The sequence below is a fragment of the Natrinema versiforme JCM 10478 genome (genome assembly GCF_000337195.1).
Taxonomy (GTDB): Archaea; Halobacteriota; Halobacteria; order Halobacteriales; family Natrialbaceae; genus Natrinema; species Natrinema versiforme.
In genome coordinates this window covers 69,897-94,131 of the sequence record NZ_AOID01000029.1, presented here as the reverse complement: position 1 = coordinate 94,131, position 24,235 = coordinate 69,897, and the positions used below count along the sequence as shown (strand labels likewise).

The 24,235-nt window shown below is 65.5% G+C and carries 29 protein-coding genes; 13 read left to right on the top strand and 16 right to left on the bottom strand.

The window, feature by feature from the left end; genetic code table 11:
• Window positions 1-25 precede the first annotated feature (25 nt).
• Window positions 26-820 carry a helix-turn-helix transcriptional regulator gene (locus C489_RS10215; RefSeq protein WP_006431167.1) on the bottom strand — a complete coding sequence of 265 codons (795 nt, stop codon included), beginning with the start codon at window positions 818-820 and terminating at the stop codon, window positions 26-28.
• Between the two features lie 238 nt (window positions 821-1,058).
• Between C489_RS10215 and C489_RS10210 the strand changes: the two genes are divergently transcribed.
• Entirely contained in the window at window positions 1,059-2,039 is a 981-nt protein-coding gene (locus C489_RS10210) for a DMT family transporter (RefSeq protein WP_006431166.1), read from the top strand.
• Between the two features lie 5 nt (window positions 2,040-2,044).
• On the opposite strand, the gene pth2 is transcribed toward C489_RS10210, so the two are convergent.
• Window positions 2,045-2,383 carry a peptidyl-tRNA hydrolase Pth2 gene (gene pth2, locus C489_RS10205; protein WP_006431165.1) on the bottom strand — a complete coding sequence of 113 codons (339 nt, stop codon included), beginning with the start codon at window positions 2,381-2,383 and terminating at the stop codon, window positions 2,045-2,047.
• A gap of 163 nt (window positions 2,384-2,546) precedes the next feature.
• Complete coding sequence (locus tag C489_RS10200; RefSeq protein WP_006431164.1) at window positions 2,547-3,362, bottom strand: hypothetical protein; 816 nt, start codon at window positions 3,360-3,362, stop codon at window positions 2,547-2,549.
• Between the two features lie 158 nt (window positions 3,363-3,520).
• Between C489_RS10200 and dcd the strand changes: the two genes are divergently transcribed.
• The 3 genes from dcd to C489_RS10185 all read left to right on the top strand — a co-directional run bounded on the left by dcd (window position 3,521) and on the right by C489_RS10185 (window position 5,853).
• Window positions 3,521-4,123: a dCTP deaminase gene (gene dcd, locus C489_RS10195; RefSeq protein ID WP_006431163.1), complete on the top strand. Its 603-nt coding sequence runs from the start codon at window positions 3,521-3,523 to the stop codon at window positions 4,121-4,123.
• A gap of 91 nt (window positions 4,124-4,214) precedes the next feature.
• On the top strand, window positions 4,215-4,958 hold the full coding sequence (locus C489_RS20815) for a hypothetical protein (protein ID WP_006431162.1): 744 nt from the start codon (window positions 4,215-4,217) through the stop codon (window positions 4,956-4,958).
• Between the two features lie 97 nt (window positions 4,959-5,055).
• On the top strand, window positions 5,056-5,853 hold the full coding sequence (locus C489_RS10185; protein WP_006431161.1) for an alpha/beta fold hydrolase: 798 nt from the start codon (window positions 5,056-5,058) through the stop codon (window positions 5,851-5,853).
• 206 nt (window positions 5,854-6,059) lie between these two features.
• On the opposite strand, the gene C489_RS10180 is transcribed toward C489_RS10185, so the two are convergent.
• On the bottom strand, window positions 6,060-7,343 hold the full coding sequence (locus C489_RS10180; RefSeq protein WP_006431160.1) for a YihY/virulence factor BrkB family protein: 1,284 nt from the start codon (window positions 7,341-7,343) through the stop codon (window positions 6,060-6,062).
• 250 nt (window positions 7,344-7,593) lie between these two features.
• Here C489_RS10180 and C489_RS10175 point away from each other — a divergent pair, with 250 nt between their 5' ends.
• Window positions 7,594-7,794: a hypothetical protein gene (locus C489_RS10175; RefSeq protein ID WP_006431159.1), complete on the top strand. Its 201-nt coding sequence runs from the start codon at window positions 7,594-7,596 to the stop codon at window positions 7,792-7,794.
• A gap of 37 nt (window positions 7,795-7,831) precedes the next feature.
• Here the strand turns inward: C489_RS10175 and C489_RS10170 are convergent, their stop codons facing one another.
• Entirely contained in the window at window positions 7,832-8,950 is a 1,119-nt protein-coding gene (locus C489_RS10170; RefSeq protein ID WP_049890779.1) for a tRNA (guanine(26)-N(2))-dimethyltransferase, read from the bottom strand.
• Window positions 8,951-9,333: 383 nt separating this feature from the next.
• Here C489_RS10170 and C489_RS10165 point away from each other — a divergent pair, with 383 nt between their 5' ends.
• Both C489_RS10165 and C489_RS10160 read left to right on the top strand, forming a co-directional pair.
• Window positions 9,334-9,690, top strand: a complete 357-nt coding sequence (locus tag C489_RS10165; protein ID WP_006431157.1) for a hypothetical protein — start codon at window positions 9,334-9,336, stop codon at window positions 9,688-9,690.
• Window positions 9,691-9,806: 116 nt separating this feature from the next.
• Entirely contained in the window at window positions 9,807-10,463 is a 657-nt protein-coding gene (locus C489_RS10160) for a hypothetical protein (protein ID WP_049890768.1), read from the top strand.
• A 183-nt stretch (window positions 10,464-10,646) separates the two neighbouring features.
• Here C489_RS10160 and hisH read toward each other — a convergent pair whose 3' ends face one another.
• From hisH to C489_RS10140, 4 genes are all read right to left on the bottom strand, one after another.
• Window positions 10,647-11,309, bottom strand: coding sequence for an imidazole glycerol phosphate synthase subunit HisH (hisH, locus tag C489_RS10155; protein ID WP_006431155.1), 663 nt, complete (start codon window positions 11,307-11,309; stop codon window positions 10,647-10,649).
• Window positions 11,310-11,394: 85 nt separating this feature from the next.
• Complete coding sequence (locus C489_RS10150) at window positions 11,395-11,991, bottom strand: uracil-DNA glycosylase (RefSeq protein WP_006431154.1); 597 nt, start codon at window positions 11,989-11,991, stop codon at window positions 11,395-11,397.
• A 106-nt stretch (window positions 11,992-12,097) separates the two neighbouring features.
• Window positions 12,098-12,676 (bottom strand): endonuclease dU, encoded by a 579-nt coding sequence (locus C489_RS10145; RefSeq protein WP_006431153.1) that lies wholly within the window; start codon window positions 12,674-12,676, stop codon window positions 12,098-12,100.
• A 3-nt stretch (window positions 12,677-12,679) separates the two neighbouring features.
• On the bottom strand, window positions 12,680-12,856 hold the full coding sequence (locus C489_RS10140; RefSeq protein WP_006431152.1) for a DUF5786 family protein: 177 nt from the start codon (window positions 12,854-12,856) through the stop codon (window positions 12,680-12,682).
• A gap of 217 nt (window positions 12,857-13,073) precedes the next feature.
• Here C489_RS10140 and C489_RS10135 point away from each other — a divergent pair, with 217 nt between their 5' ends.
• Entirely contained in the window at window positions 13,074-13,691 is a 618-nt protein-coding gene (locus C489_RS10135) for an MBL fold metallo-hydrolase (protein WP_006431151.1), read from the top strand.
• A 499-nt stretch (window positions 13,692-14,190) separates the two neighbouring features.
• On the opposite strand, the gene C489_RS10125 is transcribed toward C489_RS10135, so the two are convergent.
• On the bottom strand, window positions 14,191-14,340 hold the full coding sequence (locus tag C489_RS10125) for a 50S ribosomal protein L40e (protein ID WP_006185565.1): 150 nt from the start codon (window positions 14,338-14,340) through the stop codon (window positions 14,191-14,193).
• Between the two features lie 114 nt (window positions 14,341-14,454).
• Complete coding sequence (locus tag C489_RS10120; protein WP_006431149.1) at window positions 14,455-14,958, bottom strand: DUF367 family protein; 504 nt, start codon at window positions 14,956-14,958, stop codon at window positions 14,455-14,457.
• Between the two features lie 398 nt (window positions 14,959-15,356).
• Between C489_RS10120 and C489_RS10115 the strand changes: the two genes are divergently transcribed.
• The 3 genes from C489_RS10115 to C489_RS22150 all read left to right on the top strand — a co-directional run bounded on the left by C489_RS10115 (window position 15,357) and on the right by C489_RS22150 (window position 16,156).
• Window positions 15,357-15,680 carry a nuclear transport factor 2 family protein gene (locus tag C489_RS10115; RefSeq protein ID WP_006431148.1) on the top strand — a complete coding sequence of 108 codons (324 nt, stop codon included), beginning with the start codon at window positions 15,357-15,359 and terminating at the stop codon, window positions 15,678-15,680.
• A 73-nt stretch (window positions 15,681-15,753) separates the two neighbouring features.
• Window positions 15,754-15,948, top strand: coding sequence for a hypothetical protein (locus C489_RS10110; RefSeq protein WP_006431147.1), 195 nt, complete (start codon window positions 15,754-15,756; stop codon window positions 15,946-15,948).
• 37 nt (window positions 15,949-15,985) lie between these two features.
• Window positions 15,986-16,156 (top strand): hypothetical protein, encoded by a 171-nt coding sequence (locus C489_RS22150; protein ID WP_006431146.1) that lies wholly within the window; start codon window positions 15,986-15,988, stop codon window positions 16,154-16,156.
• A 44-nt stretch (window positions 16,157-16,200) separates the two neighbouring features.
• Here C489_RS22150 and C489_RS10105 read toward each other — a convergent pair whose 3' ends face one another.
• Window positions 16,201-17,343, bottom strand: coding sequence for an MBL fold metallo-hydrolase (locus C489_RS10105; RefSeq protein ID WP_006431145.1), 1,143 nt, complete (start codon window positions 17,341-17,343; stop codon window positions 16,201-16,203).
• Between the two features lie 129 nt (window positions 17,344-17,472).
• On the opposite strand from C489_RS10105, the gene C489_RS10100 reads away from it, so the two are divergent.
• Window positions 17,473-19,005 (top strand): stage II sporulation protein M, encoded by a 1,533-nt coding sequence (locus C489_RS10100; protein WP_006431144.1) that lies wholly within the window; start codon window positions 17,473-17,475, stop codon window positions 19,003-19,005.
• Between the two features lie 27 nt (window positions 19,006-19,032).
• Here C489_RS10100 and C489_RS10095 read toward each other — a convergent pair whose 3' ends face one another.
• Window positions 19,033-20,409: an MFS transporter gene (locus C489_RS10095; protein ID WP_006431143.1), complete on the bottom strand. Its 1,377-nt coding sequence runs from the start codon at window positions 20,407-20,409 to the stop codon at window positions 19,033-19,035.
• A 144-nt stretch (window positions 20,410-20,553) separates the two neighbouring features.
• On the opposite strand from C489_RS10095, the gene C489_RS10090 reads away from it, so the two are divergent.
• Window positions 20,554-21,243 (top strand): DUF502 domain-containing protein, encoded by a 690-nt coding sequence (locus C489_RS10090; protein ID WP_006431142.1) that lies wholly within the window; start codon window positions 20,554-20,556, stop codon window positions 21,241-21,243.
• A 403-nt stretch (window positions 21,244-21,646) separates the two neighbouring features.
• Here C489_RS10090 and C489_RS10085 read toward each other — a convergent pair whose 3' ends face one another.
• The 3 genes from C489_RS10085 to C489_RS10075 all read right to left on the bottom strand — a co-directional run bounded on the left by C489_RS10085 (window position 21,647) and on the right by C489_RS10075 (window position 24,100).
• Window positions 21,647-22,582, bottom strand: coding sequence for a branched-chain amino acid transaminase (locus C489_RS10085; protein ID WP_006431141.1), 936 nt, complete (start codon window positions 22,580-22,582; stop codon window positions 21,647-21,649).
• A 103-nt stretch (window positions 22,583-22,685) separates the two neighbouring features.
• On the bottom strand, window positions 22,686-23,396 hold the full coding sequence (gene ribB / locus C489_RS10080) for a 3,4-dihydroxy-2-butanone-4-phosphate synthase (RefSeq protein WP_006431140.1): 711 nt from the start codon (window positions 23,394-23,396) through the stop codon (window positions 22,686-22,688).
• Window positions 23,393-24,100 carry a DUF120 domain-containing protein gene (locus tag C489_RS10075; protein WP_006431139.1) on the bottom strand — a complete coding sequence of 236 codons (708 nt, stop codon included), beginning with the start codon at window positions 24,098-24,100 and terminating at the stop codon, window positions 23,393-23,395. Before C489_RS10075 ends, ribB begins: the two co-directional genes overlap by 4 nt.
• Between the last annotated feature and the right edge of the window lie 135 nt (window positions 24,101-24,235).

Sequence of the window (24,235 nt, the reverse complement as noted above, 5' to 3'; positions counted from 1 at the left end):
GCGGACTCGGCGCGTCGCTCGATTCTCAGTCGGATAGCGTCTCAGACTCGAGCGGCGTCGCGGTCCGCCAGTAGTGGTCAAGCGAGTCCTCGGCCCACGAGCGCACGGCATCGTCGTCAGTGTCGACGGAGGCGCGGAGAATGCCGTTCTCGTCGCGCAAAAGGAGGTAGACGACCTCGTCGACGATCATGATTGCGATCGGCACTCCCTCCTCACGGACCCGGATTTCGGCGTCCTCGGCTGCGAGCAGGGCCTCGAGTTGTCCGCGGAGCGCCGAGTCGTCGGCGAGGGCGTCGATCGCGCTGCGGCCGAAGACGCCCCGAAAGCGCTGCTCGCCCGCGGTCACGCGCTCTCGAACGACGCGCAGCGTCTGTTCGTTGAACGTGTGCGAAAACGTCCGGACCTCGTCGCCTTCCCGAAGGAACTCGAGCAACCGCGCCAGCGGCGCGTTCGGCCGCGTCCCGCTGGGGACGGTGATCGTCGCGTCCGCGAGCCGACGGAGGTCGAAGTCCATCGCGTGCGTGGGCAGGTAGTCCACGATATCCCGGAGCTTGCCCTCGGTCTCGAGGATCTCCTGTAAGTCGGTAAACCCCTCCGCGACGAGCCGTCCGGTCGCGGTCGCGACGTACTCGCCGCCGTCGCGTCTGATCCACGAGCGGTCCTCGAAATCGCCGAGAATCCGCCCCAGCGTCGCCTGCGAGGCACCGGTCTCGTTCGCGAGGTCGGTCCGCGTCCGTCGCCCCTCGGCGAGCAACCTGAGCACCTCGACCCGGTTCGACGAGAGTGCGAGGAACTCGATCTCCTCGAGCGCCGATTCCATACGGACAGTCGTCGCCGCTGTGGTAAATCGCTTTCGCAGTGTGAAATTATTTCACGGTCTGCAGCGGTATCGCGGCTCCCAGTAGTTTCCCGGCCCGCCGACCTTTCTTATCGTGAAATATTTTCTGAACGAAACTATAACCCCGTAGCTCATACGGTGTAGTACGATGATTTTCGCTATCCACGCGTCGGCCGGTTTCGGTCCGGCGCAGACGGTTCGAACGGGGGTGACGGCGTAGATGGTATCCCGCCGTATCGCCGTTTTCTTCGCCCTCTCGAGTCTGTTCTTCGGCGGCACCTTCGTCGCCGCGAAGGCCGGCCTGGCGTACTTTCCGCCGCTGCTGTTCGTCGCCTTCCGATTCGACATCGCCGCGGTCGTCATGCTCGCCTACGTCGGGCTGACGTCGTCGCGGTCGGAACTGGTCCCGCGGACTCGCGGCGATATCGGCGCGATCCTCGCGACCGGCGTCCTCGCCATCGGCCTGACGAACGCCCTGCTGTTCGTCGGCCAGCAGTACGTTACGAGCGCCGTCGCCTCGATCATGTACAGTCTCAACCCGATCATGACGCCGGTGTTCGCCGCGTTCCTGCTCTCCGACGAGCGCCTCTCCGCCCGCGGCGCGGCCGGCATGGGACTGGGCCTGCTCGGCGTCGCCCTCGTGGTCAACCCCGATCCCGCGAACCTACTCGGCGGTGCCGTCGGCAAGGGCATCCTCTTCGCCGGAGCGATCGCCGCCGCGCTCGGGGCCGTCCTCATCCGCCGGGCCGACAGCGACCTCTCGAGTACGGTCCGCGTCGCGTGGGGCCTGCCCTTCGCCGCCGCGCTGTGTCACCTGCTGGCCTGGTCCGGTGGCGAGTCGATGGCTGCGATCACGTGGAACACCGAAGCGATTCTGGCGCTCGGCTACGTCAGCATCTTCGCCGGCGTCCTCGCCTACATCGCCTACTTCGGCCTCATCGACACGGCCGGCGCGATCCGCGCGAACCTGATCTTCTACGTCGTGCCCGTCGTCTCGACGCTCGGCGGCTGGGCGCTGCTCGACGAGACCATCGACGCGACGGCCGTCGTCGGCTTCCTGACGATCTTCGCCGGCTTCGCGGTGCTCGGCAGCAAGTCGATCGACGTCCGCTCGCTGCTCCCGAACGTTCCCGCCGACCCGCCGCTTCCGGACGACGACTCGGCGGTCAGGGAGGAACCGCGGGGCTACCGCTCGGACTGACGGGGTTAGAACAGCGACAGTTCGCCGGTCACGCTATCGACCCGGTCGTCCGCCGCCGGGCCGACCGCCAGCGCGGTGACGGTTCCGGGCTCGAGTTGGGTGTGGCCGGCGTCCCGAATCACGGCGCTGGGGATTCCCTCGCGCTTGGCGATTTCGGAGAGTTCGTGGAGTTGCCGTTCGCTCTGCCCTTTCAGGACGACTTTCTTCTGTCCGCCCTGTTTCCACTGATCCTGTAACCCCTTGTCCGCCTTCTCGTAGGCCGACAGCGACGCGTGAGCGACCTGTACGGCGAGCTTTCCCTGCCCCATCCCGATGTCCGTGCGGGCGACGATGGCCTGTTTCATGGCCGACTCGAGGACGGGGATACCTTTAGCCGTGACTATCTCCGCGGCGCAAGCGGCGACGACCCGGTGAGCACCCGCGTGTAGTGACGGGTCGGCTGCCGGGCAGCCGTTCTCCCTGTGCGACGAGCGCTTTCGCCGCACTCACGCGTGACCGAGCCGCGAGTCAGTGGACGACCTCGCAGTCCCGAAGGAATTCCCGTTCCGTCCGCCTCGCCTCCGGACCAGCCTCGACGAGGGTCGGCTCGTCGATCGATTCCGAAAACCGATCGGGGTCGGGCTCGACGCGCTCGAGCAGCGTCGAGAAGACCGACCCGCGGCGGCCGCCCGCCGAGACGACGCCGCCGTACTTGCGCTCTGCGAAGGGCGTCTCGTCGGGGTCGGGAAACTCCTCGCGGATGATCTCGGCGGTCTCGCTGAGGTAGTCGGCGGCCTGCTTCTGGGAGTACAGGCTCTCCTCGTAGTAGGTCTCGGTGTACTCGTCGCCGAAGTCCTCCGAGCAGTGGGCCGGTGATTCGTAGCGGATCGATTTCGCCGTCGTATACCCGCTGGCAAAGCGCATATTGAGGGTGAAACTGTCGGGATAACGGAGTATCAGCGGGGAATACAGCATGTCCGTAATCGTAGCCTGCTGTTGTGCCCGCCATGCCCCCTCGAAGTAGTACGCGGCCAGTGCGCCGATCCGATCGTCGCGCTCGCCGCGGTGATACGCCATCGCGACCTCCTCGTAGTTCTCCCCGACGATCCGCCGAAGCCGTCGCTCGAAGCACCCCTCGATGCGATCGCGTTCCGCTTCGTAGGCGTCTAACACCGACACGTCCGAGTTGGCGAACAGCGCTGCTTTCTGCTCTCGAGCGGCTGCCACGTTCATCATGTTCTCGTGGAATACGCGCTCGGCCTCCCGATCCGGAAGCGGTATTCTGACAGCTCGCTGATGCAGAACCTTCGTGTCGCCGTTGAATCGGTCCTGCTCCCCATCCATGCGACGGGGTTCGTGACACAGCGTTATAATCGGTTAGGCTGCCGAGCGAGAACTTCAGTCCGGTAACACGAGATGGGATCTCCGCGGTCGGTCGATCCAGCCGACGACCGTCGCGTCGGACCGAGGAATTTAGGGCCCCGTGCTCGCTCCTACTCGGTATGATCCTCTCCGACGCGGACATCCTCGAGCGCCTCGAGGCCGGCGATCTCGTCGTCGAGCCGTTAGACGATCCGGAACTGCAGATCCAGCCCGCGAGTGTCGATCTCCGGCTGGGTCGGGAGTTCCTCGAGTTCCAGCGGACGAACATCCCCTGTATCCACCCCAACGCCGAAGGGGAGGTCGACGAGTACGTCACCGAGACGATCGTCGACGAGGACGACGATTTCATCCTCCATCCCGGTGATTTCGTGCTCGGGACGACCCACGAGCGCGTCGAAATTCCGGCAGACCTAATCGCCCACGTCGAAGGGCGCTCATCGCTCGGCCGACTGGCCGTCGTCGTCCACGCCACCGCGGGCCTCTGCGATCCCGGCTATCGGGGCCAGATCACGCTCGAACTCTCGAACCTGGGCTCTGCACCGGTCGCGCTCACGCCCGGCATGCGAATCTCGCAGCTCACCTTCACCGAACTCAAGTCGCCCGCGGAGCGACCCTACGGCAGCGAGCGCGGCTCGAAGTACCAGGACCAGGACGGCCCGCAGGCCTCCCGCATCCAGAGCGACGACGAGTTCGGCGGCGACCAACTCGAGCGCGAGGACTGACCGACGGCCGGTCCGGACCGGCTGCGATCCCCGCTTTTGACTGGCCGTTGCAGGCACCACCGGCTTGCCTCGAGCCGCGGTAGCCGACGGTATGTGCGCCACGTTTTCGGACGACGACATCGACAAGCCCGTCGAGAACGCTGCCGGCGAGGCGGTCGGGGTCGTCGCGGCCGCCGAGGGGGACGTTGCCCGCGTCAGGCCGGACCCGTCGGCCGTCGAGTCGATCAAATCCTCGCTCGGCTGGGAGGGAGCCGAGACAACAATCATGCTCGACCGGGAATCGGTTCGGGAGATCACCGACGACGCGGTCCGACTCGAGGGCGAACTGCCGATTCAGGACGACTCGCCGACCGATTCCGGTCTCGAGCACGACGGCTCGGCGTCCGACGGACCGGAGACGGAACCCGCGGGCAGTATGAGCGGGATCGACGAGACCGACATCGCGGAGGACATGGCCGACGATGACGGTCACCCTCCCACCGAGGAGTTAGATGCGATCGAGAAGCGGAGCCGCGGGATGGAGGCCGACCCGACCGAACTGGCCGACCGCGATCCGCAGTTCTCGTCGGGGTCCGCCGACGACGGGCAAGCCAGTACAGCGGCGGAGATCGACGAGAACCCGCGACGGACCGACGCGAGCGTCGACCCCGAGGACAAGTCGGATCGTACTGACGCCGCAGTCGATCCAGACACGCTCCGCGAGACGGAGGCGACCGATCGAGGCCCGACGACCGAGGACGGCGCGCGGGGACTCGAGGACGAGCCCGAAACGGAGTCGCTGACGGACCCCGAATCCGGGTCCGCATCCGGTTCTGACGAGAGCGGGGACGAGTAGCGTTCAAAACTCGCGTCGACACCGGATTCGGTTCCGCGCTTCGCCGTGATTCGCCGGGCGGCCTACTAAGCCGCTCCTCGTGATACGCACACCAGCTATGAACTGGAGAGGCGAGGGCGACGGCGTCGAGGGCGTCGACGTCGCCGGTCCGTCGAACGCACAGTCGATCGTGTTCGTCCACGGCGCGATGTTCACGCGGAAAATGTGGCTGCCCCAGCAACGGGAACTCTCCGAGGAGTACCACATCGTCGCGCCCGATTTGCCGGGTCACGGGACCCGCGCGGGCAAGCCGTTCCGAATGGCCCCGGCGATCGACGTTCTCGAGGACGTGTTCGAGGCCCACGTCGACGGCTCGGCGGTGCTCGTCGGGCTCTCGCTGGGCGGGTACGCGGCGACCGAGTACGCCTACCGCAACCCCGGGGATGTCGACGCGCTGGTGCTGTCGGGTAGCAGCGTCAACCCGGTGAACACGATGGCGCTCGGCACGCGACTGACCGGCGGCGTGACGCGACTCCTGACCAAACCCGACCTCGGGAAACGCGCCGGCGAGAAACTCGCGGCACGCTGGGTCCGAAACCGGAATCTCCCGCCGGACATCGAGCGGGAGATCATCGACTCGGGCTTCTATCCGAAGCAGTTCGGCGACGCGGGCCCGGACATCGCGGGCGTCGATTTCCGGGCGAAGCTCTCGAGCTATCCCGGCTCGACGCTGATTCTTAACGGGGAAAACGACAAGCTCATGCGCCGCGGCGAGCAGGCCCACGCCGGCGCGGCCCGAGACGGCCGCGTCGAAGTGCTGGCCGGTGCCGGTCACATCTGTAACCTCCACCGTCCGGCGACCTACACGGACCGAGTGCGACGGTTCGTCCGGCAGGCCGTCCCCACGCGGCAGTGATCGGCGCTGGTAACGGTACTCGGCGACGCTACGCAGCGAGCGACTCGATGACGACCCCGCTCGAGCGGCAAGACTGTCGATTCGAGTCGCGATGAAGCAGTGGTCGAGTCGCTATGGGGCGGTCGAACTGTGCGGACTCGAGGACGAAATCGAAGATCCGCGCGTGGGACGGGAGCCGGCAGGATGCGAAGGCTACGTGCGCGCGATCAGGAGCGGCGGTCGCCGATCATATTCCGAACGCGGCCGGGAATCCCGAGCAGGGAGATACCGAAGCCGAACAGGACCATCAGGACGTAGACGCCGAGCGTCGAGGTCCAGACGACGATCATCGCGAGGATCGCCCAGAGCCCCGCGAGGAAGTAGAACGCGGCGATCGACATCGCCGTCCCGTACAGCAAGACGAGGTAGGGTCCCCAGTCGTGGGCGTGGCCGCGTCGTACCCGTCGTCGAACGTAGCGCTTGAGTTCGCCCTCGAGGGACTCCTTTCGGACGGTCCTGTTCTCGACATCGTCTTCGAAGGCGTCCACGCGGTCGCGCAGCCGCTCGATCTCCTCGCGGAGCACCTCGGGGTCGTCCGAACGATCGCGCGTTCGGGCGCTGGCGCTCCTCGCGGTCGCACGGTCGCTCGCGCGGTCCTCCGTGGCTCCCTCGTCGGCACCCGTAGCGTCGTCGGTCATCGCTTCTGTCGAAATCTGTCGATGTCCGGGACTTTGTAGCTGCCGATCCACTTCACGGTCGGCGAGGGCCGCGTTGAGGACCGCGCCGAAGACGAGGATGATCGCGCCGACGTACAGCCAGACGAGGACGAGGAACACGGCCCCGAGCGCGCCGTAGACCGCGTACTCCGACAGCAGGCCGGCATACAGCGAGAACGTCCGGCTCAGGACGAACCAGCCGACCGCGGCGATGACCGTCCCCGGGGCGGCCTCGCGGATCCTGACGTTTGCATCCGGGAAGATCACGTACAGCGGGAGAAAGGTGACGAACAGCCCCAAGACGACGAACAGCTGTCCCACGACCGCGATCGTCACCTCGAGCCCCGGGAGGACCCGAACGACCAACTCGAGTGCTCCCAGTAGCGCGAGACCGACCGCGATGACGATTGAGACGATCATCGCGTCCCAGATCGAATCCAGCAGCGACTTCTCGCCGACCGTCCCGTAGACCTGCGAGAAGGCCCGATCGAGCCCCCAGAGGACGCGGCTCGAGCCCCACAGCAGGCCGAGGATGCCGACGACGGTCGCCCCGCGCCGCCCGGTCTCGTCGGTGACGGCGTCGGCCAGCAGCGTCTGTGCTTGGACGGTGAGGATGTCAGTCGCGGCGGCGGAGAGGCGGTCCGCGAGGGCCTCGCCGCCGATCGACGCCGCGAGACCGAGCGCAAGCAACATGAGCGGTACCAACGAGAGGAAGCCGTAGAAGGCAACCCCGGCCGCCAGCAGCGTCAGCTGCTGGTCCTTCGCGAGCCGAAGGACTCGTCTTGTCAGGTCCACCCCTCGTCCCCGATCGATCACGACCCGCCGTTCGAGGTACCGCCCAATATGTAATCACAGCGCACAGGCCCCTAACGGGACGTTACGTCGGAATGGACCGTCCGTACTCTCGATCCAGTGTGGCCCGGCGACCTGTAGCGGTCGGTTTCGAGCGGTCCGGAGACGGCGTCTCGCTATCGGTCGTCTCCGTGATTTCGTGACGATCACGCAAACGATGAGCTTCATTATGTCGACCGTCTAATAACACCGCATGGAGCAACGACGCTGTCCCGACTGCGGCGTGACGATGGAGGAAACGAAGGTCCGCGACACCGAGTCGAGTCGACTATTGATTACCACCGGGAAACGCGACGGGCTGCTGGGAACGATCGGGCTGGAGAACAGGGCGGAACTCCAGGGCGTCTGCTGTCCCGAGTGCGGACTCGTTCGCCTCTACGCTGACCTCGAGTAGCGGACGCGAGGCGACACCGGGATTCGGCCCCGGCCGTTCAGTCGAGGTTCCCTTCGGTGGCCGCGCGGATCTCGCCGACGCTCGCGTCCGTCTTGAACGTCGTCCCGCCGTAGTGGGCTCGAGAGGCCGCATAGCCCGCCTCGCGCAGATCGGCCAAGAAGTCGTCCATCGCGTTCGCGGGCAGCCCCCAGTTCCGACAGAGTTTGTGCTGGTCGTAGTGGGTCGGCTCGTCGAGTTCCGCCGCGAGCGTGTCACAGAGTTCCCGCGCCGCCGGTGCGGTATCGAACGTGTACGGGATCTCGTCGCGAACCGCGGCGATGAACTCGGAATCCTGGACGGCCCCGAGCCAGACCGGCCCGGCGGTGAGCATCCGATTGCCGCCGCAGTGGGGACACGTCTCGAGCGGGTCCGCGATCAGTCCGGGGTCGGCCTCGCGGTAGAGGCAGTCTTCACAGTGATAGAGCTGGCCTAACTCGTCGATCGCGGCGTCGGCCGCCGTGGGCTTGTGGGTCAGCTCGAGGTAGGTCCGGACGTAGTGGCTGGTCGCGTGGGTCAGGATCGGCTCGACGCCGACGTCGAAGCGCGCGCCGCTGCGCGCGAGCGCCGAGATGAGGATTCGAACGCCCATTTCGGCGTGATAGTCCGTGTTTCGGGGTACCGCGGAGTACGAGCGGACGCCGCTGTTGAAGTGTGCGCCACACAGCGGTGCGGTGTCGGTCGCAGTCACGCAGAGCAGGTCGCGGCAGTTCGCGAACGCGGCGTCGGCGAAGGGCATCGGCGTCCCGAAGGGATCGAGATCGATCACGTCGAACGTCGAGTCGTGCATGAGAGCGTTGACGTTCCAGTGTTCGACGGTCGCCGCCTCGCAGTCGTTCCGCTCGAGGTTCTCGCGCGCGAGGTCGACCGCTTCCTCGTCGACATCACAGCAGGTCACGTCCCAGCCGTCCGCAGCGGCTCGCACCCCGCGGACGCCGCTCGCGGTCATCGCGTCCAGATAGGAGGTGGCGCGGTCCTCGCGCTCGCGGTAGGCCCGCAGCGTCGCGATCGTCAGATCCCGGTTCAACTCCTGTCGCGGGTTGTAGAAGACCGCCTCCTCGATGCCCTCCGTCTGCTCGCCGGGGACCTCGAGTTCGACCCCGCCCTCGGTGACGCGCATACCACGTCTCGTCGGTACCGGGCGAAAAACGGTGTGGTCTCGGACGGATACGAGACCCGGGACGCCGATGAAACCCGAGACGAGCGCAACGTAGAGCGCGTCGAGGGCCGTGATCGATCCGAGTCCGCTGACTCGAGACGGTATTCGTCGCTGCGCGACCAGTATTCCCATTTCCCAGCGAGCCGGTTTTTGGATTCTGCCGGACAGTTCGCCCGACAGTCCACCGCTCTGCCACGTCGCCGTCTCGAGCGAGCGGAGAGCGGGCGATCGATCCAAGCGCGACTCCCGCATCGGCGGCCGATTGCATACAGGGCGCGTCGGTCGTCCCGCCGCCGCGGCGACACAACCAAACCGATTTTACAGTTCGGTGCACAGTCACGGACGTGCCGAAGGCCAACCCCGTCGAGCGATGGCAGGCTGCTCTCGAGGAAGCCGGCGAGCTGACGCCGGAGATCGTCGGCGAGATCTCGGAGATCCACGGCGATCGCGGGGTTCGCGCCATCGAAGCCGTCGGCGAAAACCGCGTGAAAGCCTACCGCGACTTCACGATCGTCGTCGGCTACGACGACGAGTACATCGTCGAGGATGGCGGCTGTACCTGCAAGGACAGCGAGTACAACCTCGATGCCGACGACCCGACCGAGCGCTGCTGGCACTCCTTGGCGGTCGCGATCGCGCGCCGGGTCGGCCACGTCGACTACCACGACATGTGGTACTCGGAAGTCCGCGACCTCATATAACGTCTCTGCGGCCGGCTGCGGAAATCGGTCGGTGAACGGTCTTACATCCCAACACGAACGACTCTCACTAACGATATGAGTAGCATTTGAAGACGTTGCATGTGGGTTGTTATCGCATGAAAAGACGACGCTACCTCACCGCTAGTCTCGGATTGACCGTTCCGATCGTTGGTTCGTCCGGAACAGCCGCAACCACGAGACGAACGGCCAACACCCAGTCGGAAGACGAACCAGATCCGCTCACAGTCGGCGGAACGGGTGCGACCGTCACCGACGAGTTCGAACTCGAGGGCGGTGTGACCATCGCCGAGGCCGTTCACGACGGCGAGGTGAACTTCATCGTCGAATTGATTCCGACGGATAACGGCTACGAGGAATTGCTGATCAACGCGATCGGGGAGTACGACGGCGCGTCGGGCGTGCTCGCGGAACAGGGGACGTATCTACTGGATATCGACGCTGACGGGGAATGGGAAATCGAGATCCGACAACCGCGGTCGACTGCGGACGAAGCCGATTCGTTACCGGTCGAACTCGAGGGGGAGGGGTCGACATGGGACGGCCCGTTTCTGTTCGACGGACTCGGCCAAGCGAACGGAAGCCACGAGGGCCAAGGGAACTTCATCGTCGAAATCCTTCCCCAAGAGGACCTCTTTTCGGAACTCGTGTTCAACGAACTCGATCAGTTCGAGGGCGAGACGACGTTCGATATCGACGGCGTCGGTTTCGTGACGGTCGAAGCCGCCGGGACGTGGTCGCTCTCGATGGAGTGACGGCCGGAGAATCCCCTCGATTCGCCGCTCTATGAACATCCGTTACGCTCTGACGACCTCTACAGGACCCACAGTCCGTCAGCACTCTGCTTTTTCTTCGGATGAATCGCCGGTTTTCACTCGCACACAATCGGGACAAAAGGCCGGACGTTCCGATAGTCGTTTGCAGTCGGCTCCGCTCGACTACTCCTCGGCGCAGATTTCGACGAAATTCCGCAGGATCTGCAGCCCCGTCTCGCCGCTCTTCTCGGGGTGGAACTGGGTGCCGAAGACGTTGCCTGCCTCGTTGGCCACGATCGAGGGGAACTCGAGTTCGTAGTCCGTCATCGCGACCGTCGCGTTCTGATCGTCGGGAACCGCGTAGTAGGAGTGAACGAAATAGGCGTAGTTCCCATCGACGCCCTCGACCAGGGGGTGCTCGCGCTCGACGTGGAGTTCGTTCCAGCCCATGTGGGGGACCTTCTGCCCCTCCGCGAACCGGACGTTGGTTCCCGGGATCAGGTCGAGTCCCTGCACGGCCGACTCGCCGTCGTTGTCACCCTCTTCGCTCGTCGTGAGCAGCATCTGCATTCCGAGACAGATGCCGAAGAGTGGGGTGCCGTTTTCGGCGACCTCGAGGAGGTCCTCGCGGAGCGGGTCGGCGTTTTCGACGCCCTCGCGGAACGCGCCGACGCCTGGCAGGACGACGCCGTCGGCCGCGGCGAACGCCGCGGGGTCGTCCGTGATTTCGACGTCGGCACCCGCGCGCTCTAAGCCGCGCGTGACGCTGCGGAGGTTCCCCAGCCCGTAGTCGACGATGACGACGGACGCGAGGGATTCCTCCTGCGGAGACGAAACAGTGCTCATACGCGTACTCGGTGGGGCGTGGTAAAGTGAATTACCCTTCGCGCAACCCGTCGTGACTCCGCGTCGGCTCCGGCTATGTCCAGGTTCAAAACCCGTCGAGGCGGGACTGTCCGCCCTCGCTGTCTGCGACGCCCGCGAGATCGGCCGCTCGCTGTAAGGCGTTCTCGAACGTCTCCTCCTGACTGCGATCGTACAGCGTCGCCGCCGGGTGGACACAGATCAGCAGCCGCCGCGGCGCGCCGTCGATCCGGATCTCGGCGAGATCGCCCGCCTCCTTCGTGACAGCGACCGACCGCTCGAGCAGGTGTTCGCTCGGCACCTTCCCCAGCGTGACGATCACCTCGGGATTGAGCGCGGCGATCTCTCGCTCGAGGTAGCCCCGACAGTTCGCGAGTTCGTCCTTCTTCGGATCGCGGTTTTCGGGGGGACGACAGCGCACGCAGTTAGTGATGCGGATATCACCGCGCTCGAGGCCAACGTTCCGGAGGCCGTCGTCTAAGACGGTGCCGCTGCGGCCGACGAACGGCTCGCCCTGCTCGTCTTCGTTGGCTCCGGGCCCCTCGCCGACGAAGAGGAGGTCGGCGTCGTCGGGACCGGCACCGTTGACGATCCGGCTCCGCGAGTCGACGAGCGCCGGACAGCGCGTACACTCCGTGACACAGAGGTCCTCCATCTCTCCCATACGTGGGAGTCAGCGGGTCGCCTCCTACGTCTTTCGGGACGGGGCCGTCGAGTTTCGAGACGGGCTGCTATCGGTGTGCTGGTTCGGTGGACCTGCCGCAGATCCATTACTCGAGCGACCGTGCGTACGAATCCGCCGCCCGAGCCGCCTGTCGGGCGACCCGAATCGGCTCCGGACGGCCGCCCTCGGGGATGAATTCCCGGACGATGGCCGCCGCCTCGTCGGCCTCGAGGCCGACCTGTCTCACGTAGACGGTCTCGTCGTTAACCGACAGTTCGCGTCGCTCCGGCAGCGCTCGGTAGGTCGCGAGGCGGGCCTCGAGATCGGGGCCGGAAAACGCGTCTCGGAGGCCGGTCTCGAGGCCGTCGCTGGCCTCGAAGGTGACGGCGATCACTGGCCGGCCGACTGCCTCACGAATTCGCGAGAGGTCAAGAATGTTGTACCACGCGGGGGCGATAGCGCCGAGGAGGACGTACCGAATATCCGGCCGGTCGAGGTCCTCGAGCAGCCCGATAACGGCGTCGGTCCCGTCGGTGCCGCCGACGCGACAGGCGGCGTACGCGAGGCCGTCACAGACGCGATCGGCCCGGACGACGGCACCGGCGAGCGTGCTCTCTGTCTGGCCCCGATCGCGATCGCCGCGGTACGATTCGGCGACACCCAGCGCCCGCACCCCGGGCTTCATCCGTCAGTCGCTCTCGTCTTTGATTTCCTTGAGTCGATCGAGCAATTCGTCGCTAGACGCGCCGTTCTCGAACTCGATGGTTCCCTCGTGACTGTTCTCTCCCGACTTGACCGCGTCGTCGTCATCAAAATCAGCGTCGACTTCCTGTTGCTCGGATTCGTCGTAGCTCCCGAATCCCATACAGTATCGTCTACGGGATACCGATTGAAAAATTCCGTGGTCACCGAGCTATGAGGGGTTCCCAAGTGACCAACACGTTCGGGAGCGCCGCTCTACGGACTGTCCGGCAATCCTACATAAAATATCCGCCAGGTGTCAGACGGTGACAGCAGGGACGTGATCAGCGTCGAGTTCCGCGATAGCACCGTTTTTGCCGCCGGCCGTCGACTGTCGTGGTATGGAAGTCCACCACGTCACCGAGGACGCGGAAACGTTCACGTGTAACGCATTCCTCGCCGTCGGCGAGGACGGCACGGCGACGCTGGTCGACGCCGGCGCGTGGGACGGCGTCGTCGACGAGATCCGCGACCACGTCGACGACCTCGAGGCCGTCGTGATGACCCACCAACACGGCGATCACGTCGCCCAACTCGAGGCCGTCCGCGACGCCTTCGATCCCGAGGTGTACGCCTACGCCGAGCATCCAGCCCGGACGCAGGCGATCGACGACGGCGACACGGTCCGGATCGGCGACGAGGAGTTCGACATCGTCTACACACCGGGCCACGCCGACGACCACGTCTCATTCGTCTCGAAGTCATCGCTATTCTCCGGCGACGTGGTCGTCCACGACGACGGGGCCTTCGACTACGGCAGCTTCGGCCGCACCGATATGGCCGGCCAGTCCCGCGAGCGACTCATCGAGAGCATCGAGGACCTGCTCGAGCGCATGCCCGAGGGGGTCGAACACATGTACGCGGGCCACGGTGGGGCCTTCCACGGCGACGTACTCGATGTCGTGGAAACGGCACTCGAGCGGGCGGAGAAGCGGGAGCCGAAATATCCCGACGAGTAGGACCGGACCGTTGGATCGCCGGTCCCAGTAGCTAGCAGCACCGTTTCGTTGTTCGGAACGGAGTCTGAAACACGTGCTAAGAAAGAGGGAAAAACTCATCAACTGAGACGGGGAACGAATCCTCATGGAGGGGGACACATACCGAACTGTCGCAGTTTGGGCCGTTTTCGTTCTCCCGTTCTGTGTCCTCGTCGGCTTCCTGTCCACTCACGATCGACTGACAATCGAAATCGTCGCGCTCTACTGGTTTCCTGCTGTTGCCCTCACCAGTATCGGAATAATCCCGCCACCCTGGGACCTGCTCGTTAGCGAAGCGCGTTCTGCGTAGCGACTCTGACCCATTTTCGGTCGTCCTTCTGAAAACGAAACCGTGTCACCGACTACTGGTATGCGTCGTCTCTCGAGACGACGGCGTCGCCAGCGGGAGTAGAAACTACCAACGTCGTCACTATGGTGGCAGAAACGACAGAAACCGGATCGAGCGATCCGTCGCGGTCGATTATGCGGCGCGGGCTTCCTTCGCCTTGGGGCGAAGCTTCTTGTAACCGCACTTGCGACAGCGGGTGGCTCGCTTGGAGTTGCGAGCGTTACAGCGCATGCAGATCATCTTCTCGAGCATCCGTTTCTCAGCGGCGTCGAAACTGGCCATACCCGGCTTTCGCTCGTGGGGCATTTAATCGCTGTGATCCGACGGCCACGAACGAATCGCATCCGAACCAGCCGGAAGCGGGCGTCAATAGACCGCGTCGCCGCTGGCTCGCGGCTATTCTTCGTCGGCCAGATAGTCTTCTTGAACCGCGACGATCTCGCTCGAGTCAGTACACTCGCTGTACCGCCGGAGCGGTTCCTCATTAAGTGTGAGGAAGGTCTCGCCCCAGCGGAACGGCTCGAGCAGGTCCTCGGCCAGTTCTTCCTCGTCGAAGATACAGGCCGCGGCGGCGAGTGCCTCGACGGTGGTCAGCCGGAACGGGCGACCGTAGTTGATCGGATTCGCGGCGACGAGAAACGGAAGCGCGCGGTGGACCCCGCGCATCTGAAATGACGCTTCCTCGGCGGACTCCCAGGAGCAATCGAGGGCGACCAGCGTCCCCAGCCCCTCCTCGAGATCGGCCGGCGAGAGCGCCTGCTCGGCGTGGGGGTTCAACACGACCCCGTAGGGCACCTGCCCCATCGATCGATGGAGGATCGCTTTATCGAACTTCTCGAGGCGACGCGCGGTACACTTCTCGGGGTCGTCGTCGCCCTCGTAGTAGACGTGACACTCCACGCGAGGCGATACGGCCGGCCGAGAGAAAAGAACCCCGGAACGCGAGTCAGTACCGCCGACTGTCCGGGTAGCGTTTTCCGCGCCCTATCAGGCTGGCCCCCGTCGGAACACCAGCCGTCTGTCAGGAGGTGCCACGCGAGACCGCCGACGAAACAGAGCAAAGCGGGACCCAGCAAAACGAGCCCATCGGGCCGGAGCGCGGCATCGGCTGCGAGTAACACACGGTCGATCAGCGAGACGAGACTGGACCGCACCCGTCGTTCGAGTCGCGCTTTTACTCATTGTCACGAATGTCCCGAGCGACAGCGATCGGGGTCCGGTGGTCACGTCACACGTTCGCCTCGGCTCAGCCGCCCATAGAGTCGCACACTTTTGTCGGTCGCACCGAAACGTCAGGTATGGATTCGGCCGCTCTTGTCCGGCGATACTACGACGCGCTCGACGATCACGATTACGAGACGCTCGAGGCGCTCCTCTCGCCCGAGTTCGTCCAGCATCGACCCGACCGGACGTTCGAGGACCGCGCGGCGTTCATCGATTTCATGCGAACGGAACGGCCGAACCCGGACACGGACCACGACCTCGAGTCGGTGATCGCCGAGGCCGACCGGGTCGCGGTTCGCGGCCGCGTGATCGATGACGGAGCGGCGTTATTCGAGTTTGCTGACTTCTTCGACCTGTCGGCGGGGGAGATCCGCCGTCTCGAGACGTACTCGCGGTGATCGATTCCGAGGCAGTCGGTTCGGATGTGGAACGTGGACAACAAATTTCAGGCAGGCACCACATTCGATCGCTATGGTCCACTGCCCTGACTGCGGAACGACCCTCACCGAGGCCGCCGACATCGACTTCACAGAAACCGACGCGGAGATGGGGTTCATCGCGGCGTCCAAACGCTTCTATACGGCGTCGTGTGCCGCGTGTGGCACGACGATCGGCAGCGGCGTCGCCGGCGCGAAAGCCGGTGGGGCCGGAGGCGGCGCAGTGTGAGGACAAGAAATATAGTACCGCTATCATAACTGCGCGTATGGTCCACTGCCCCGAATGCGACGCGACCCTCTCGGAGAAGACCGACGTCGAGTTCGTCGAAATGGACGCCACGACCGGCTTCTTTGCGGCGTCGAAGCGGTTCTATCTCGTCGCGTGCAACGACTGCGGCGCGGCGATCGGCAGCGGCGTCGCCGGCGCGAAGCGGTAGGCTGACGCGAGTCCTGCCAGTGGGCTGCTCTGAACCCGGTTACCTCACGCCGAACAGTTGTTCGGGCCCAACTCGAGTTCGACGCGTTCCTCGGGCGGCAGTTGGCGGACGCCGCGGTTGTAGTCGATGATCGCCTCGTAGTTCGAGGGCGTCTCGCCGGCGTCGGCCATGCGGTCGACGAACTCGTCTTCCGCGAGCCCGAGCAGATCGATCCCGGTCCGGGCCTCGCGGATCGTCGTTCGAATCGGCTCGCCGGGCGCGCCGTGTTCAAACTCGCCGTCGGCGGTGACCGTCACGTGACCCGGCAACACCGCGACGCTCTCGGGCTCGGTAAGAATCGTTCGGTGGAGCGTCTCGTAGAGTAGTCTGGCTCCTTCTTCGCCCTCGTCGTGGCTAAACTCGAGTTCCGTTCGCCCCGTCGAATCGACGTGCAGCGTGTCGGCGGTTAGTACCGCCCGATCGTCTACCAAGAGGGCGAGCATCTCGGTCGTGTGACCCGGCGCGAACAGCGCCTTGAGTTCGCGCTCGCCGACCGCCAGCACCTCGTTGCGCTCGAGGGGCGTGTACTCGTACTCGACACCGCGCTCGCTCGCGCGTTCGCCGAGGTAGTACGGCACCTCGAGGTCGTCGGCCAACTGGCGACCGCCGGAGACGTGGTCGGCGTGGACGTGCGTGTCGATGATGCCCGTGACAGTGAGGCCAGCCGCCTCGGCCGCAATCGCGTATTCATCGGTGTCCGCGGTGGGATCGACGACGACGGCTTCGCCCGTGGATTCACAGCCGACGACGTACCCCAGACAGCCCTTCGCGCGGCGCTGGATCTGGATGATCGTCAGCCCGTCCCCGAGGTTGATCTCGACGCAGTCGTAGACCCCGCTCCAGCCTTTCATCCCGCCGTCGACGGTCCCGACGTCGTACTCGTCGGTCGCCGACTCAAGGCGCGTCGCGAGGTTGCCCGAGGAGAGACCCTTCGCACAGACGGTGATCACGCGGTCGGCGTCGCCGACGGTCTCCCGAAGGTCCGCGAGGCGACCGTCGAGTTCCTCCTCGGGGCCGAAGGGGAAATGGACCGCCCCGGAGATGTGCCACGACTCGTAGCTGTCCGCGGGGCGGGTGTCGACGAGGACGAAGTCCGCGTCGTCGTCTTGCAATTCCGCGAGCCGGTCAGCGTCGATCGTAGTGACCATACGCGGCCCTACGCCGCCGATCGACGTAAGTCTCGAGCCGTCAATTAGACGCGGACCGCCGGATGCTCTCGGTCGATGTTACGTGTGCGAAGAGCGTTCATTTAACTTACAGGCGATCCAACGGTCGGTATGGCTCTCTCCGATTTCGTCGCCGCCGTGGTCGCCGTCCTTCGCCGCCGACCCGGCGACCTCCTGCCCGTGTACGCCCTCGGCGTCGCGATCACCGCGATCGTTCGCGTCGTCCCGTTCGCCGGGATCGCCGTCGCCTACCTCTTTCTGGCGGCGACCGGCCGTCTGGACACGATCCGGACGGCGCTGGCCGACCTCGAGTCGCCCCCGACCGATCCGAACGCCGACCCCGAAGCGGTCGAATCGTGGGCCAGCGGCCTCGAACCGGTCTTCGATCAACTCCTGACGCTCCCGCTCGGTATCCTCGCTGTGGTCACGATTGGCGCGAGCGTGGTGCTGTTCGCGTTGCTTTCGGCCGCCGTCGCCGCGGGACAGCTCTCGGCCTGTTACAGCCGGCTGCGTGACAATCGCGGACTCCTCGCCGCGTTCGATGGGGCGCGACGCTACTGGCTGCGGTTTCTCGGTCTCTTCGTCCTCGAGTTGCTGTGTTGGACCGTCGTCCTCGTCACCGTCGGTATCGGGGCGGCGCTGCTCGCCGGCGCGATCTCGCTGGGAACCGGCTCGGCGCTCCTCTCCGTTCCGGTCGTCCTGTTTGCGGGCCTTCTCACGATCGTTCTCCTTCTCGGTATCCGAGCGGTGTTCGCGTTCGCACCGGTCGCGATCGTCGTCGACGACGCGGGCGTCTTCGGCTCCCTGCGCAGCGCCGCCGGCTTCGTTCGCGCACAGCCGGTCGAGGCCGTCTTTTACTACGCCATGGCGATCCTCGCGATGATCGCCCTGTCGACGGTCACCGGGTTGCTCTCGCTCGTCGACGTCGTCACGCTCGGGTCACTGCTCTCGGCCCTACTCGTCTTCCCGGCGCTGGACCTGCTGAAGACGGCCGTCTACTGCGGCTACCGGGATCGATTGACACCGCCGGAGCCGCCGGCCCGCTCCCTTCGCGCTCAGTTCCGGGCCGGACTCCGGCGCGGCTGGGCCGAACTTGGCTCGTATGTCCGGGCCACCCCGGCGACCCACGCGCTCGTCCTCGCCATCGGGCTCTTCGGCTTCTGGATGGGCTGGGCGGCCGCCGACCCCTTTGCCGGCACGTTCAGCGCGTCGATCACAACCCGGCTCGAGGGAATATTTCCTCCGACATTCGCACTCGAGTTGTTCGGCAACAACTGGCTGGTCGCGATCACGACGGCCTACGGCGGCGTCGCGTTCGTGCTCCCGGCGATCGTTTCCGTGCTGTTCAACGGCATCGCGCTGGGAATCACCGCCCGCCTCGAGGTCGATCCGGCCGAACTCGCCGCCTTCGTCGTCCCCCACGGCATCATCGAGATTCCGGCGATCCTCATCGCCAGCGCGCTCGGGATCTCCGTCGGCGTCACCGCGTGGCGGACGTGGCGCGGTCGCGCGGGACGAACGGACTTCGCGGACGCGCTCGAGCGGGCGTTCTGGGTGCTCGTCGGCATCGGGATTCTGCTGGCGATCGCGGCCCTGATCGAGGGGTTCGTGAGTCCGTACTACTACCGGCTGTTCCTCCCGTAATCACGCCGATCGAGACGAATTCGGCGGTTACTGATACGCCGCGAACTCCTTGCCGAACAGCAGGAAGTAGGCCGTGCCGAGCAGTCCGATCCCGGTCGCGAGACTGAACGCGACGATCGGATCGCCGGCGAACACCTCGGTGCCGGTCAGCGGGTTCGACACGCCGTCCCAGAGGAGACCGCCGAGGGCGGCACTCGGGATGACGATCAGGTTTCGCAGGAGGTAGTACGCGCCGGTCACGCGACCGCCGGCACCCTGCTCGGCCGGACCGACGATCAACGCCTTGTGGGCGGGCAACCCCGCGAACCGGAGCCCGGAGAAGGCAAAGAGGGCCGCGAGGACGGCCGCATTGTCCGGCGCGTTGATCAGGAGGATCGGAAAGATCGCGTAGACCGCAAAGCCGAGCGCGACGACCGGTTTGAGCCCGACCCGCTCGGCGGCCTTGGCGACCGGGATCATCGTCAGCAGGGCGACGAGCATCTCGATCCCCAGCAACACGCCGAAGTACGACTGCGGCGAGAGATCGACGGTCCCGATCGCCGGCACGGACAGCGTGAGTCCCACCTCGAGAAACCGGGTGACGACGATGACGAAGAAGACGTAGACCATCCCGTTGGCAAAGCGGACGAGGGTATCGCCCACGAGCAGCGGGCGGAGTTCCGCGGGCATCGCCCGGAGATCGGCGACCAACTGCGAGACGCCCTCGAACTCCTTGCCGACGCCGTCCTCGTCCGGCCTGTAGAGAACGTGCTGGACGAGCGTGCCGAGAACGCCGAAGACGACGGCGACGAGCAGAATTAGCTGAAAGGCGGTGAGAATATCCCCGTCGCTCGAGCCGAACGGATAGAAGAGCGCGGCGGCCAACAGCGGACCGATGAGAAAGGCGGTCCGGCGGAACGTCTCGGTGCTCGCAAAGCCGGCCGCCAGTTGCGAGGGGGCCACTGCCTGCTTGACGATCGCGAAGGTCGCCCCGAGGCCGAAGGATTTCCACGCCTGCGCGAGGAGCAGGCCGACGAAGAGCAAGACGACCGCGAGCGACGTCGACCCGATCGAGACATCCGCGAACGCGGGGGCGACCAGCCAGATCCCGAAGCCGACCGTCGAGCAGAGACCGAAGGCGGTCAGCGCGTACCGCGACCCGATTCGATCCGAAATCGCCCCGCCGGGATAGGGGTAGACGGCGCTGATGATGTTCCCAAAGGAACCGAACAGGCCGATGACGACCGCCGACGCGCCCAGCGCCGACATGTACTCGGCCATGTACCGATTGGTCATCTGAAAGCCGAGACTGAACGCGAACATCGCCGCCGAGAGGACGAGCACGTCGCGCTCGAGCGCGACGAACTGCCGGAACGGGTCCAGCGGATCGGCCGACTCGCCCGATCGGTCCTGCTCGAGGCTCATACACCGCTGTCCACACCGAATCGACTTGAAATTTGGTCTGTCGGAGCGTCGCAGCCGGACCGCCGCGCCTCGAGTCCGCGGGCGACTCCCGGACGGATACGACAAAGGGAAGCGCTCATTAGCCAGTAGTGTGAGGTCCAGGACATGGCTTCGTGGAAGCGGGATTTCGCGAGTGGGCTCATCGTTCTGGTCCCGATCCTCATCACGCTCTACGCGATCTACTGGCTCTACGGCCTCGTCGCCGGTCTCACGCCCGGCCTCATTCTCAAGCCGGAAGCGCTGACGGCGTTTATCGGCGGCCAAAGCGAGCAAGCCGTCCAGACGCGCGAGCAAGTCGCCCAGTTTCTGCGGGTGATCGTCGCCCTGACCGTCTTCATCATTCTCACGTTCTCGGTCGGCTACCTCATGCGGACGACCGTCGGCGGGCTCGTCGAACGCCTCGTCGACAACGTCGCGAACCGCGTTCCCGTCATCCGCGTCGTCTACAACGCCTCGAAAATGGCCGCCGAGACCGCCTTCGGCGAGCAGGAATCGCTCCAGAAGCCGGTCAAACTCGAGACGTGGCAAGGCCTCCGGATGACGGCGTTCAAAACGGGCAAAGTGACCAGCGACGGCCGCGAGGTGCTCTTCCTGCCCACGTCGCCGAACATCACCACCGGCTACGTCATCGAGGTCGAGTCCGACCGGATCACGGAACTCGACGAAGACGTCGAAGACGCGCTGACCCGCGTCCTCAGTGCCGGCTTCGGCGACGCCAACCGCCGGGGCATGGACGCCGGCGTTTCGATCGACGTGATCGACGAGGCGAAGACGACGGGGTCGGACGACGACTAAGGACGAAATTTTACGCTGCGGTCTGGCGCGCTCGCGACAGGATTCCTGTCGCGAGCGCGCTGTCCCTCGGTAAAATCTTCAAAAGAGCGCGAAGCGCTCTTTTGGACCTCGCGGGATCTTTGATCCCGCTCAGTTTCGATCAAAAGCACTCTTCCTTCCGTTCCGAGCGCTTCGCGCTCTCCACATCAGTCATCGGCCCGCTCACTCAGCCTGCGGCTTCGCTCGCGGAACAGCAAACGTGGGTAACCGCCTGCCCTCCCCCGAGTCGCGCGGTTCGCCGCTTAGGCGAACCGCGCTCCCGGCCAAACGGCAGTTTCTCGAGAAACGAAAGAACAGAGCAACGCGGCTCGCGTGGCCGTTCAGAGAGCGAGTCCGAAATCGAGTCGCTGTCGGGACCGCGGGGTTAGATATCGACGTACTCGAACCAGTCGTCGTATTCGTCGGGGGCCTCCTCGACAATTTCGAAGAATTTCTGCTGGATCTCTTCCGTGATGGGGCCGCGAGAGCCGTTCCCGATGACGACGTTGTCGACTTTGCGGATGGGCGTGACTTCGGCCGCGGAGCCGGTAAAGAACAGTTCGTCGGCCGTGTTGAGTTCGCCCCGCGAGATGGAGACATTGTCGTGGACGGTGTAGCCGAGATCCTCCGCGATCTGGATCACGGAATCACGGGTGATGCCGTCGAGAATCGACTCCGAGAGCCCGGGCGTGAAGAGTTCGCCGTCGCGCACGAGGAAGATGTTCTCGCCGGGGCCTTCCGCGACGTTACCCTCCTTGTTGAGGACGATCGCTTCCGCGTAGCCGTTCCGGCGGGCCTCCTCGCCCGCGAGCATGCTGTTGACGTAGAGCCCGGAGGTCTTCGCGTTCGTGGGGATCTGGCTCGAGGCGTGTTTCCGCCACGAGGAGATCATCACGTCGATGCCGTTTTCCAGTGCATCCTCGCCGAGGTAGGCACCCCACGGCCAGACGGCGATGGCGGTGCGAGTGGGACAGTCTTTGGGACTGACGCCCAGCGAGTTGTAGCCGTAGTAGGCGATCGGGCGGATATAACAGGAGGGAAGCTCTTGGCGCTGAATGAGCGCTTTGGTCGCTGCAGTGAGCTCTTCTTTCGTGAAGTCGATGTCCATCTCGTAGGGCTTGGCGGACTGGAAGAGCCGGTCCAGATGCTCCTCCCAGCGGAACAGCGCCGGCCCGTTGTCGGTGTCGTAACAGCGCGCGCCCTCGAAGACGCCCGATCCGTAGTGGAGTCCGTGGGTCAACACGTGAATCTCCGCGTCGTCCCAGTCGACGAACTCGCCGTCCATCCAGATCGTGTCGACGTCCATCTCGTCGAATCCCATGATCAGGACTGTTGCAAGCCACTGTACTAAGTGTTCGCGGTTCCACTCGAGTCGATCGATGAGCGCAGGTGGTCTGGCCAAAACCCAACGGCAGCAGAAATCGTTAGCCGAGCCGCTCGAGGACCTCGCTGCCCTCGAGGTAGGCGAAGCCATGGCGGTCGGCGTAGGCGCGGGCGTCGGCCGGCGAGAGCGCCGCGCCGGTGGCGTCGTCGAGCATTTCGCAGACGACGACGGCGGGGGCGAGTTCGGCGGCGTCGGCCAGCGCGAGGCCGAGTTCGGTGTGGCCCTCGCGCTGGGCCAGCAGGTCTGGCGCGCCCTTGAGCAGGTGGACGTGGCCGGGGACCCGAAACGCCGAGGCGAACTCGGTCGTCTCGGGCGTGGCGGCGGCTTCGCCGAGCGCTCGGATGGTGGTCGACCGATCGTCGTCGGTGATCCCGGTGTAGGTGTCGCGGTGGTTGACCGTCAGCGAGAACGACGAGCGGTCGTCATAGCCGAGTTCGTGATCGGCCGTCGCGGGGTGGTCGACGGCCTCCGAATAGAACGGGAGCTCGAACGCGTCCGCGATGTCGTGGCCGAGCGCGACACAGACCAGTCCGCCGGCGTCGTTGCGAAGTCGGGCAACGGCCTCGGGCGTGACGGCGTCGGCGTGGTAGATCAGGTCCGTCTCCCCCTCGCGGTCGGCCGCGTCGTGGACGAGGATCGGTTCGCCCGCGCGAAGCGACTCGAGGGCGTGCTCGAACGCCCCCGCGGCGTTCGTCGATCCCGCGGCGCTCCCCTCGGCGTTCGACTGGGGGCCGGCGTGGTGACCAGTCATTCCCGATCACCGACCGAGACGGTGATGTGATCGCCGTCCTCGAGGCCGAGTTCCTCGCGGAGCTTGTCGGGGGCGATGACCTCGAGCTGGTCGTCGTCGTGGTGGGTTCGTTCGGGGGCGATGGTGTAGGCGTTGTCGTAGGTGTCGCCCTCGGCCGTCTCGATCGTCGCCGGGTAGCAGACGGCGGGGCCGTAGGTCCGATCGTCGGACTCCCAGCCGTCGATGGGGACGGGCTCGAGCGAGGCCATGGCGCTGCGCCGGCGGACGCTGTCCTCGCGCAGGTCGACGTTCAGCGTGCCGGGGAACGGCTCGTAGCCCAGCCGCTCCTCGAACTGGCGCTGATAGCCCGGCAGGGAGATGTAGTGGCGACCCTCGCCCATGCCGCTGGTGACGGTCCCCTCGAGGGAGATCCGGGAGTCCGTCTCGAAGATGCGGCGGTAGTCCTCGTACTCGGCGTGGAGCGTCTGCTCGCCGGTCTCGGTGATCGCGACCCACTGGCCGTCGCTGACCGTGTCGCGTTCGAGCAGGTCGGCGCTCTCGAGCCGTTGCAGTCGGCGCGAGGCGGTCTGGTTCGACGCGTCGAGGCGTTCCGCGAGGCGAGAACAGGAAATCTTGACGTCGCCCTCGAGTCCGCCCTCGAGTGCGAGGAGTTTGAGCACGGCGAGTTCGTCGTGCCCGACGGCGGACTCGGTTAGTACTGACATACACGAAGCTATACCGTAGCCCCGTAAAAGCATATCGGATGTGGTATGCGTCACGGAACTGTGACGCAGTTCACGAACGTTTATCGCGTACTCGACGGTTGGCGAGCGGGTGGAAAAAGCCACCGGTCCAGGCGG